We start from the raw sequence: 11407 nt of genomic DNA on the forward strand, positions 1-11407 counted from the left end.
TTCTATTAATAAATTTTTAAAATGATTAAAAAAATTGGACTTTTGGTTTCTGGTATTGTAATCCTGGCTTTACAATCTTGCTCTGTAAATACTGAAACTACGTACTATAAAGATTCTGCATCCAGCATGGAATCTAACATTTTGATCGATAAAGGAATGCTATCCATGATGAATATGATGAATAATGGCAGCAGTAAATTACCTACAAAAGATCTTTCAAAATTGAGTACCGAGTGGAAAAGTTTATATGATATTCAAAAAGATGGATTAATCACCTTAAACAAGGATTCTACAAAAGTTCTTCATAAAATGTTTATGAAAGTAAACAAAGATAAAGGTGAAATCTATGGTCTTTCTCTAAAATACGATAAACTACTTCCCACCGAACTCTCTTCCCTTCTTTCTCAAAGTAAAGAACTCAGAAACATTCCTCTCCAAAATATAGGAAAATGGAATGGTAAAACTTTAACTATAGACACCGACAAATTTTCATCTGCGAGCTTCCTTTCTCAAATTGAAGATACCGCTGAAAAAAAGGATATTAAAAACCCAACCACAAAAAGTGATTCGCTCGAAGCATATGGAAAAAAAATGGCAGAGGGAATGCTCGGAATGATGAAAATGTTTCCGGTGAATTTTTCCAGTACCATTAAATTTCAAAAGCCGATAAAATCTATTGTTGGCAAACATGATTTCGTAAAACAAATCGACAAAAAAACGATTCAGATTAATTTAAGAAGTAATGATCTACTCGATGAGAAGAATACTTTAACGAATAAAGACAAACAAATAATCATCACCACAGAATAAAGTAAAACCACCGAAATATCGGTGGTTTTCTATATTATAAAGTATTTATACTTTTTAACTGATTAAATCAAATCTCGCATATTCTGCAACTTTAGCTGGAAGTTTAATTCCTTCTTCATTTTGATTATTCTCTAACAACGCTGCCATAATTCTTGGCAATGCCATCGCAGAACCATTTAAAGTATGAACCAACTGCGTTTTTCCGTCTCCTTTAAATCTGCATTTCAAACGATTCGCCTGGAAGGTTTCGAAATTTGAAACTGAAGAAACTTCTAACCACATTTCCTGAGCAGCACTCCACACTTCAAAATCATAAGTCATTGCTGCAGCAAAACCAGTGTCGCCACCACATAATCTCAAAATACGGAAAGGCAATTCTAAATCTTCCAAAATAGATTTCACGTGCTCCACCATTCCTTCTAACGCCGCATAAGAATTCTCTGGCTTTTCAATTCGCACAATCTCTACTTTCTCAAACTGATGCAGACGGTTTAGTCCTCTTACGTGAGCACCATAACTTCCCGCCTCTCTTCTGTAACATTGCGAGAAAGCCGTGTTTTTTACAGGCAAATCCTTTTCATCTAAAATAACATCTCTGTAGATATTCGTTACCGGAACTTCTGCCGTCGGAATAAGGTATAAATTATCTTCGTTGATGTAGTACATCTGACCTTCTTTATCGGGCAACTGACCTGTTCCATAACCAGACGCTTCATTCACTACATGTGGCGGATTCACTTCCATATAACCAGCCTCTACATTTTTATCTAAAAAATATTGAACCAAAGCACGTTGCAATCTTGCGCCTTTTCCTAAATAAACAGGAAAACCAGCACCGGCAATTTTTACGCCCAATTCAAAATCGATGATATTGTATTTTTTCGCCAATTCCCAATGTGGTATTGCGCCTTCTCCTAAACCTTTTACATCGTGCGATTGATAAATAATTTCATTATCATCTGCACCAACTCCCGCAACCACTTTTTCATATGGAATATTTGGAAGTAAATAAAGAATTTCCAGAAGCCTCGCTTCAGCTATTTTTAATTTTTGTTGAAGTTCCTGTGCGTTTTGTTTGAATTCAGCAGTTTTAGATTTTGCAGCTTCTGCTTCTTCTTTCTTGCCTTCTTTCATTAAAATACCGATTTTTTTGGAAATAGAATTCATTTCCGCCAGATTCTGATCGAGTTCGAACTGCAATTTTTTCCTTTCATCATCCACAGAAATCGCCTCATCAACTAATTCTGTCTGTTTGAAATTTCTTTTACCTAAACCTTCTAAAACGCGTTCTTTATTTTCGCGCAAAAACTGAACTTGTAACATATCTTATTTGATGTATATTTCGGTGAATTTCCACTTGATAGTAGAAGAGTGAAATGCAAATTTAGTGATTATTTCACGATTTTCACTGTATTGGGTTGATTGTCAACTTTCGTAAACTGAAGAACGCCATTATACCAGATTTTAGAAACCTGAAAAATATCCGGTGTTGATGAATATTGAATGGTCATCGTATCACTGGTGGTTTTACGCGTAGAATCGTTAATTTTCTTGGTGAGAAATAATGCGATTTTTGATTCATAAGTTTTTGAAGTGCCGGAAGAGTCCACGCCAATCCTTTTTGCACCTGCAAGATATTCGATATAACTAACGGTATCTGCATCTTTTTTAATTGAAAATGAAACTGGAGCAGTATCCGTTAAACCATAAACATCGTTCATAGACGAACTAATATACGATCCTGGAATTTTTGTATTCAGCATGTCTTGTCCCAAAGAATCAATATATAAATTAATGACCTGATCAATTTTCTGCACAGACTCCTCCTCGCCTCTGCAAGAGAGAAAAGCAAAAAACACAATCATGGTTATAAACAACAGATTTTTCATTGATGCAAAGATAAATTATTTTAAATCCTTCCAATAAAGATAAAATGAAAAGAGTAGAAAAAATCCACTAATCACCAAACTAGATGATAAACTAATCGCCATTCCTACCACCCCAAATTTCTTAACAAAGATGAATGCAAAAGACAATAACATGATCAAATTCAACAACGAAATAGCGGTATTCATTTTCATCATACCCACGGCAGAGAGCAAATTCCCGTACAGGTTTCGCAAAAGCATGTTGAAAGAAAATGTTGCTAAAAAAATCACGAAAATAAATTGATTATCATAATATTTTTCATCAAAAAACAAATTAAAAATTTCGCTTTTAAACAAATAGCCTAAAATGAAAATAAGAAGTGAAGTAGGAATGAAAATTTTATAATAGTTAAAAATATAATTTTTTAAAAACATCCTATTTTTGCTATTTTTTGCTAGAACGGTATAGTCACTTTGCATAAAAGTCGAAGCTAAAAAAGTAATATTAATAGGAATTAGAAGACCGACCTTATAATTTGCAACCGCCGTTTCATTCATTAAAAAACTTAGCATCAAAACATCTGCAGAGAAAAGCGCATCAGAAAGAAGCGCCGTTCCTGCTGCATGAAGTCCAAAACTCCAAATTTCCTTTTCTGTAAAATTAATCGAATCAATAATTGCTACGAAATGGTTTTTTTTATACCACAACAAACACAAAAAAGGAGTTGCAGCAATAGCTAAAAGATAACCAGTAAGACCAAAAAAATAAGAAAAAAGCAATAATAAAAGAACACCTCCAATGTTAACAAAATTGCTCACTCTCGCAAATGCTTTATTATTACCAAAAACCCTAAATTCTGCTTGAATATGATTTAGAAAATAGTATCCTATTAACCGAACAGTAAAAAGCACGAAAATAAAAAAAATATCCTGATACTTGTTGATGTAGAAAACACTGACCAAAAGGAAAATCAAACTGATTATCAGTTGATGCATAAATCCCTGTCTTAGCAGATATTTAGCTAGACTCTTTTTTTCGGTATCCTTGTGAACAATTGAACCATAGCGTAACAAAATTTGATTACTGCCGAAACCGTTAAAAGACATAAAAATAAAAAAAACCGATGCAACAATACTAATTGTTCCAAATTCACTTTCAGGTAAAATTTTTATAATTAAAAGTGATCCAAGAAAACCACATATCTTAGCAATAAGTAATGAAATAAAAACATGGTGTCCTTTATTCTTAAAAAAATCGCTCACAAAAACAAATAAACTCTTCACCTACTTTTATATAAATTACCTATGGTTTGATATCTCTATTTTATTAATATATATTTTGATAAAATAGATTTTGTGGTCGATCAAAAATTTGAAATTACAGAGTTTTTTAGGAAATCATCTTTTCCTTAAATAAAATCTGCCGATAAATTTTATCAAATTTTTGCGAAATTATGTTAGTAGAAAAATTCTCCTCTACAAATTCATGCAATTTCTCCGGCTCGTCAAAATGCACCTTATGTTCTAAAACATTTTTCATGGCTTCGTATAATTCCTCTTCAGAATTTGAAATGAGCAAGCCGTTTTTGTCATTGATAATTTCGGGAATACCACCAACTTTCGTAGCAATTGCCGGTGTTCCAGTAGAAAGTGATTCTAAAAGGACACAAGGAAAATTTTCATAATTACTGAACAAAATAAAACAATTACTGTCGCTCATTTTTTCTGCAACTTCATTTAAAGTCAGCATTGGAAAGGTTTTAATGAAATTTTCAGCCATATTACTCCTAATGAGTTCGTTCAATTTTTCCACATCACCGTCACCACCAATATGCAATTCGAAATTGTGAAACACAGCGCGCAACTTTAAGGCTGAAACAATAATCTTTTCTGGATTTTTAATTTGGATTAAATTAGAAATATGCAGAAACTTAAATGGTTTTCCAGAATTTAATTTCACTACAAACAAATTTGTATCTACTACATTTCCTACAACTTCAAATTTTGTTTTCCATCCTAATTCCTGTAAATCGTTTGAAAGATATTGGCTTACTGGCAAAACGAATTCAGCATTATTCGCAATGGTTTTTGCAACAAAAAGTTGAGATTTCGAAAGTTGATTTCGATTCATTTTCAGAAAACCAGACCAATGTTCAGTAATCACAAATGGTATTTTGAACTTCCTCTTCAGATAAACCGCAAACAGCATGTTGTTATGAAGAACGTTGGCATGCACCAAATCTGGTTTCTGTAAACGCAAAAAACCTTGCTGGTAGGCTTTCATTCGACGGATAAAATTCAGAACTGGATTTTTAGAATTTTTGTAATAAACAATTAATGTTTTGATTCCATTAATCACTTGATCATCGAAAAGATAAGTCAATTTTTGGGCTGAATCACCGATAACATGTAGAATTTCTACATCATGAAGGTGAGAAACCGATTCGGCATGTCGTTGTACAAAATTACCATTGGTCGGCTCTAGTTTGTTGGGAAACCAGGATGAAATAAAAAGAATTTTGTAGCGCATTGATCAACTTAATAAACAAAAATACGGTTTTAATTAAGAGCAACAAAAAACCCTTTAAGTATTATACTCAAAGGGTTTAGATATTTTAAAAAAATAAATTTAATCTACATAAATCCCAGCCCAACTTCTTCTTAAAGGCAAAAGGAAATCGCTTAGAAAAGCAACATAAGTATTTTTCGAAAAGTCATAAACTTCAATTTCTTTTGAGATTTCACCCGATTTTAAACCGCTTCTGAAATCCTGCAATTTCAAAGTTTTCACTTCGCCATTTTCTACGAAAGTCGCTTTCATTCGGTCAAATAAACCTAACTGAAACTCTGCTTCTATTTCTTTGATTACACCGCCTAAGGCATCGATTGAGCAACCAGATGCGGCTTCTACATCTTCATCAACACAAACGATGATGAATTGATTTTTTTCAATTTTAAATGAAGATGAAAGTGGTTTACCGTGCGCTGCCCAAGTTGCTAAAAAATCATATAATTTTTCAGTAATAACTTTGCTTTCTTTCGGCGTGAAAGTTCTTGAGGCTGGATAAATAATTACCCGATAATCATTAGTTTCAACTATTGTTGATTCTTCAATTTTCATTTTTCTGCTTCTTTGTTAATTCAAAAATTCCGTATACTATCATTAAAAGACTTGCTCCAGCGCTAAAAAAATTTATTTTAGAACGTTCAAAATCTGCTGACCAAAGGTTTAAAATTAATAAAAACAAACCTGCAATCATTAGAAAATAAGGCATCTTTTTATTCATTATAAATCGTCGGCTTCTGCTAAAAGTTCTGCGATATCTTTTACCGAAACTTCAGTATTATTGAAATATTTTACCCCATCGGTCATCATCGTATTACAGAATGGGCAACCAGTTGCGATAATATTTGGGCTTTCGCTTAATGCTTCTTCAGTTCTTTCAACGTTGATGTCTTTATTCCCTTTTTCCGGTTCTTTAAACATTTGTGCGCCACCGGCTCCACAGCATAATCCGTTGGATTTGCAACGTTTCATTTCGACCAATTCGGCATCTAACTTTTGCAGAAGTTGTCTTGGTGCTTCATATTCTCCGTTTCCTCTTCCTAAATAACATGGATCGTGGAAGATGATTTTCTTACCTTTAAAAGTTCCGCCTTCAATTTTCAGACGACCTTCTTCCATTAATTTTCTAAGGAATTGAGTATGGTGAAGAACTTCATAGTTCCCACCTAATCCCGGATATTCATTTTTAATAATGTTAAAACAATGCGGACAAGCGGTTACGATTTTCTTCACGCCATAACCATTCATGATTTCGATATTGGTATGCGCCATCATTTGGAAAATGAATTCGTTACCAGCACGCTTTGCAGGATCACCGTTGCAAGATTCTTCCTGACCAAGAACTGCAAATTCTACCCCAACATTATGCAAAATTTTACATAACGATTTGGTCACTTTTTTTGCACGATCATCAAAACTTCCCATACATCCTACGAAAAATAGAACCTCTGGCATTTTTCCTTCGGCAGCATATTCTGCCATTGTTTTTATAGTGAAATCCATGTTTTAATTTACCAATTTATCAATGGAACAATTTACCAATGATTATTATATTAATTTTCATTTGCCCAATTCAAGCGATCTGCTTGGTTATACTGCCAAGGCGCGGCATTATTTTCAATATTGGTCATCATCTGATTGAGTTCCTGTGGTGCAGCAGATTGCTCCATCACCAAAAATCTACGCATTTCTACAATAATAGAAAGCGGGTCAATCAAAATAGGGCATGCTTCTACACAAGCATTACAAGTGGTACAAGCCCAAAGTTCTTCTCTTTGAATATGATCGTCTAATAACTTTTTACCGTCATCTACGAATTTTCCATTTTTATTAATGTTCTTTCCTACTTCTTCAATTCGGTCACGGGTGTCCATCATGATTTTACGTGGAGACAATTTTTTACCGGTAATATTTGCAGGACAAACTGCGGTGCAACGACCACATTCTGTACATGAATAAGCATTGAGTAGTTGAACTTGCTTTAAATCAAAAATATCACTTGCTCCAAATTTTTCAGGAACTGCGTTCGGATCTGCGTCTGGCGCTGCTGCGTAAGGATCGGCATTTGGATCCATCATTAACTTAATTTCTGCAGTGACAGAATCTAAATTATTGAATTTCCCTTTCGGTTCTAAATTAGCAAACCACGTATTTGGGAAAGCCAAAATAATATGAAGATGTTTTGAATAATAAAGGTAATTCATGAAGAATAGAATCCCGATAAAGTGAAACCACCACGCTCCTCTTTCAGTATAAATTAAAGCCCCATCACCGAAGTTCTGAAATATTGGACCTAATAAATTGGACGAAATTGGGAAACTGCCATGAGCAGCCAGAACTTCTCTTTGCTGTAAAACCCAGTCTGAAGCATTCATGGTTAAGAAAGCAACCATTAAAGCAAACTCTATAATTAAAATCCAGTTCGCATCATGTTTCGGCCAACCAAAAAGTTCCTTCATGGTTAATCGTTTAACTCCGTAGAAATTTCTTCTGATAAAGAAAACGACAACGGCAATTACAACGAGTATGGCTAAAATTTCTAAAGTTGCAGTAAAAACTCCATATAAAGAATTCCCGAAAACGCTTGCTAAAAATCGGTGGGTTCCGAAGATTCCATCAACAATAATTTCGAGCAACTCGATATTGATAATAACAAATCCAACATATACAATCACATGGAAAAACCCAGCAATAGGTCGCTTTCCCATTTTACTTTGGCCAAGAGCGACTTTCGACATGGTTTCCCAGCGTTTTGCTTTTTGATCTGAGCGATTGCTTTCTTTACCAAGTTTTATGTTGCGGTGGATTTCCTTCAAACTTTTAAAAAAAAGCCCAAACCCTGCAACCAGGGCGATGAAGAAAATAATATTGTCAATATACTGCATATTGAATGGTTTTAGTCTTTGTTATTCTTTCCGAAAACTGAGAAATTCAGATATTTTTTCGGGTTTGCTTTTAAATCTTCTACCAACTTATTCATATTATCAGCAGTTTGATTTAGATTATTGTAAAGTTGCTCATCTTTTGCGAGTTTACCAAGACTTCCTTCGCCGTTTTGTATGCCAGAGATAATACCGTTCAATTTATCTGCAGTAAGACTTAACTTATCGATCGTATTATTTAACTTCTGAACATCAACTTCATCAGCAACACGGCCATATTTATCGATGGTCGATTTCGCACTTAAAGTGGCAAGATTGGCGTTATCTAAAACTTTCTGAACACGTGGGTCATTATTTGCCAAAAGCGCATTGGTTTGTCTTGAAGTCCCCTCGAATGATGCGACAGTTCTGTTTAAGTTACTCAACAAGGCACGAATTTCTGCACGGTTTTGATCGTCGAAAATTTTATTGGCATTATTAGTTAATGAGTCTACTCTTTTCAACACGGTCTGCAACTGATCTTTTACGGGACCAACTTGCGACGAAATATTATTCATCATCGAAAGTTGGAAACTACCAGACAAGGTATCTCCATCTTTCGCCATTGGATTTCCGTATTGCAAGTTCAATCGCATTTCTTTTCCCGACATTAATCCAGGTTCAAAAATCTCTAACGTAGATTTTTTCGAAAAAACAAAATTATCATCAATAATTACTTTTACAACAAAATGAATTTTGCCGTCTTTTTCGGTAATCGGAATAATTTTATCAACCTGCCCAACTTTCAATCCATTTATGGATACTGGATTAGATGCTGCTAAACCTTCAACATTATCAAACTTTGCGAAGAAAATATTATCAGTTGTGAAGAGACTTTTACCTTTCATAAACTGGAATAAAAATACAAATCCAATAATTGCTAAAAGTGCGATAAGTCCTGCTTTTATTTCTTTTGTGAATTTCACTTTTCTTTAAATTTTAGTTGACAAATATAATACATTTTAAATAAACTGGTTGCAAAAGCTAGTATCTTGAAAACAAAAAAGCGACTTTTAAAAGTCGCTTTAATCAATTATTTTAAATAAAATTACTGCTGTGAAACTCGATTATAGATTTCTATTCTGTAATCTTTTATCTTGGCATTGTCTTGTAAACTCTTCAACAATGACTGACCAAATTGTTGAGCATTTTGTCCTGCAATTGCTTCTGTCATTTGTTTAAGGTCACCTGGCTGTTTGTTGATTGTTTCAGATTTTTTCAAAACTACATAAACGCCAGTCATTCCTTCAACAGGATTAGACAATTTGTTTTTTGCCACACCAAATGCTGCTCCTGCAACTCTAGGTTCCATTGCTCCATTTACTTGTGGGCTCAATAAATTCACTTGTGCAGATTGTTTGGTAACTGCAAATTGTTTCGCAATTTGATCTAGACCAGTCGCTTTCGCTGCTGTAATTTTATCAACAATTTGCTTAGCCATTAATTTGTTTTTAACAATTGGCTCAATTTGACTTCTTACCGCTTCTGGATCTGCTAAACCAGCATCTTGAATGCCGTTAACATAGGCAATAATTCTATCACCAGTTCCATCTACAGTGAAAATATCTGTATCTCCTTTTTCTCTTTTCTTGTTGAAAGCCCAAGCGATTATTTCATCATCTTTATCAGTTCCTAAACCTGGAAGTTGACCTTGGAATCTTCCAACTTCTGTTGGATTAGAAAAATTATAGTTGCTTTTCTTGGCAAGATTAGCAAAATCATTAAAACTTTTCCCTTGAACTTGCTGAATAAACTTTGTCGCTTTTGTATAAACTTGGTTTTCTGTTTTATCTGAAGACTTAATGGTTTTCACCAAGTTGGCTACTTTATAAGTCATCGCTCCAGATTTTTTATCTTCAATGTTGATGATATGATATCCGTATTGAGTTTCAACCACGCCAGTTGCTCCTTTTCCGTTAGTTGCTAAGAATTTTAAATATTCAGGGACGAATGGTGTTGCAGGTGTTGTCCAACCTACACTTCCACCTTGTCCTGCTGAACCAGGATCAGATGAATATTTTAAAAACTCTGTAAACTTCGCTGGATCTGCTTTTACAGCAGCACCAATTGAATCTGCCAATTTCTTCGCTTGTTCTTTAGTTCTTGTCGCATCGCCGCCAGCTTCATTTCCTTTATAAGAAACCAAGATATGACGTGAAAGCGTAGAATCTGAGGCTTTCTTATCTATTAATTTAGAGGCTACATAAAAGTTTTGTTCTTTATAAGGTCCGAAAGTCTCACCGATATTAGCAGTAGCCACTTTATCTCTTATTGCCAACGGCAATTGATCTTTTGAAAAATAAGTCGGATTAAAAGGCAAATCAGAATTCAAGGCGATAAACATGGAATCGTTCTTGGTATTCTGGAAAGTTTCTTTTCCGGTTAGATCACTTCCTTCTGTAAATAATTTATTAATTTCTTTTTGTGTTGCCGCTTCATCTTCCGGGCTTGCTGCTGCAGGAAAATAAACAAGTCCCAAATTTCTGCTCGCATCTCTTTTGAACATTATTGGGTGCTTTTTAATATAATCAGACAAATCCTGAGTCGTTACTTTAACTGGATTTTTCTGAGCATATTCAGTATAGTCAATTTTCACAAAATCAATATTTGCAACTTGATCTCTTTGCTTCATGATTTCCTCTACTTCTTTTTTGCTTGCAGTAATTCCTGTAGAAACATTAGCAAAAAGTTGTCTTGCCATCATTCTGTACTCAATTGCTTTTCTCGTTTTCAACCAATTGTTATACATCTCCATGTTGGTTCCTTTCATTTGTTCCACTTGACCTTTAATCTCCTGAACTTTGAAATTACCTTTCTCGTCAAAATTTTCTTTATTTTGTGCAAACATAGGATCAAACTGCAATTGATTCCAGAACATATCTTCTGTTAAAGTCAGACCCATTTTTTCAAACTGTTGTTTGATGAGTTTAGACTGCACCATCATTTGCCACGCTTGCTCCTCCAAACCTTTGGTAGGTTGGCCTTGCTGTTGGGCTTGTTGCTGAAGCATGAAAAGTTGATCATCGAAATCCTCTTTAGAAATCTCCTCACCATTAACTTTACCGTAAACTCCTGGTTCTGCGCCGAATAGTTTCTCTAGACTATCTGGATTCACTACGAAGGCCAACATTGCTATTGCAATAATTCCCATCAAAAGCCACGGTCTGTTTCTTATTTGTCCTAAAATTGCCATCTTTTTTGTATAATTTTATCAGTTTGCGAAAATACACATTTTTAACAGA

General features: G+C 34.3%; 11 protein-coding genes. 1 reads left to right on the forward strand and 10 read right to left on the reverse strand.

Annotated features, from left to right (window positions below; genetic code table 11):
* The first annotated feature begins 21 nt into the window (after nucleotides 1-21).
* Nucleotides 22-810, forward strand: coding sequence for a hypothetical protein (locus PUH65_RS01465; protein WP_305518079.1), 789 nt, complete (start codon nucleotides 22-24; stop codon nucleotides 808-810).
* Between the two features lie 54 nt (nucleotides 811-864).
* Here PUH65_RS01465 and serS read toward each other — a convergent pair whose 3' ends face one another.
* The 10 genes from serS to PUH65_RS01515 form a co-directional block, all read right to left on the reverse strand.
* Nucleotides 865-2133: a serine--tRNA ligase gene (serS, locus tag PUH65_RS01470; protein WP_305518080.1), complete on the reverse strand. Its 1269-nt coding sequence runs from the start codon at nucleotides 2131-2133 to the stop codon at nucleotides 865-867.
* Nucleotides 2134-2201: 68 nt separating this feature from the next.
* Nucleotides 2202-2699 carry a hypothetical protein gene (locus PUH65_RS01475; protein ID WP_305518081.1) on the reverse strand — a complete coding sequence of 166 codons (498 nt, stop codon included), beginning with the start codon at nucleotides 2697-2699 and terminating at the stop codon, nucleotides 2202-2204.
* Nucleotides 2700-2714: 15 nt separating this feature from the next.
* Nucleotides 2715-3962, reverse strand: coding sequence for an oligosaccharide flippase family protein (locus PUH65_RS01480; protein WP_370692008.1), 1248 nt, complete (start codon nucleotides 3960-3962; stop codon nucleotides 2715-2717).
* A 106-nt stretch (nucleotides 3963-4068) separates the two neighbouring features.
* Nucleotides 4069-5208 carry a glycosyltransferase family 4 protein gene (locus PUH65_RS01485; RefSeq protein WP_305518083.1) on the reverse strand — a complete coding sequence of 380 codons (1140 nt, stop codon included), beginning with the start codon at nucleotides 5206-5208 and terminating at the stop codon, nucleotides 4069-4071.
* A 99-nt stretch (nucleotides 5209-5307) separates the two neighbouring features.
* Entirely contained in the window at nucleotides 5308-5799 is a 492-nt protein-coding gene (locus PUH65_RS01490) for a hypothetical protein (RefSeq protein ID WP_305518084.1), read from the reverse strand.
* Nucleotides 5789-5953, reverse strand: a complete 165-nt coding sequence (locus PUH65_RS01495; protein WP_305518085.1) for a hypothetical protein — start codon at nucleotides 5951-5953, stop codon at nucleotides 5789-5791. Before PUH65_RS01495 ends, PUH65_RS01490 begins: the two co-directional genes overlap by 11 nt.
* Before the next feature lie 11 nt (nucleotides 5954-5964).
* Entirely contained in the window at nucleotides 5965-6747 is a 783-nt protein-coding gene (locus PUH65_RS01500) for a (Fe-S)-binding protein (protein ID WP_305518086.1), read from the reverse strand.
* Nucleotides 6748-6797: 50 nt separating this feature from the next.
* Nucleotides 6798-8129 (reverse strand): (Fe-S)-binding protein, encoded by a 1332-nt coding sequence (locus PUH65_RS01505; RefSeq protein WP_305518087.1) that lies wholly within the window; start codon nucleotides 8127-8129, stop codon nucleotides 6798-6800.
* 11 nt (nucleotides 8130-8140) lie between these two features.
* Nucleotides 8141-9091 (reverse strand): MlaD family protein, encoded by a 951-nt coding sequence (locus tag PUH65_RS01510; protein ID WP_305518088.1) that lies wholly within the window; start codon nucleotides 9089-9091, stop codon nucleotides 8141-8143.
* Between the two features lie 122 nt (nucleotides 9092-9213).
* A complete protein-coding gene (locus PUH65_RS01515) occupies nucleotides 9214-11358 on the reverse strand; it encodes a peptidylprolyl isomerase (protein WP_305518089.1) in 2145 nt (714 codons plus the stop codon).
* Nucleotides 11359-11407: the final 49 nt, after the last annotated feature.

Source organism: Kaistella sp. SH40-3, assembly GCF_030686865.1.
Lineage (GTDB): Bacteria > Bacteroidota > Bacteroidia > Flavobacteriales > Weeksellaceae > Kaistella.

What these genes read in the sequence shown, in the direction of transcription:
- PUH65_RS01465 (WP_305518079.1), top strand. Translation starts at nt 22, where the DNA reads ATGATTAAAAAAATTGGACTTTTGGTTTCTGGTATTGTAATCCTGGCT.
- serS (WP_305518080.1), bottom strand. Translation starts at nt 2,133, where the DNA reads ATGTTACAAGTTCAGTTTTTGCGCGAAAATAAAGAACGCGTTTTAGAA.
- PUH65_RS01475 (WP_305518081.1), bottom strand. Translation starts at nt 2,699, where the DNA reads ATGAAAAATCTGTTGTTTATAACCATGATTGTGTTTTTTGCTTTTCTC.
- PUH65_RS01485 (WP_305518083.1), bottom strand. Translation starts at nt 5,208, where the DNA reads ATGCGCTACAAAATTCTTTTTATTTCATCCTGGTTTCCCAACAAACTA.
- PUH65_RS01490 (WP_305518084.1), bottom strand. Translation starts at nt 5,799, where the DNA reads ATGAAAATTGAAGAATCAACAATAGTTGAAACTAATGATTATCGGGTA.
- PUH65_RS01495 (WP_305518085.1), bottom strand. Translation starts at nt 5,953, where the DNA reads ATGCCTTATTTTCTAATGATTGCAGGTTTGTTTTTATTAATTTTAAAC.
- PUH65_RS01500 (WP_305518086.1), bottom strand. Translation starts at nt 6,747, where the DNA reads ATGGATTTCACTATAAAAACAATGGCAGAATATGCTGCCGAAGGAAAA.
- PUH65_RS01505 (WP_305518087.1), bottom strand. Translation starts at nt 8,129, where the DNA reads ATGCAGTATATTGACAATATTATTTTCTTCATCGCCCTGGTTGCAGGG.
- PUH65_RS01515 (WP_305518089.1), bottom strand. Translation starts at nt 11,358, where the DNA reads ATGGCAATTTTAGGACAAATAAGAAACAGACCGTGGCTTTTGATGGGA.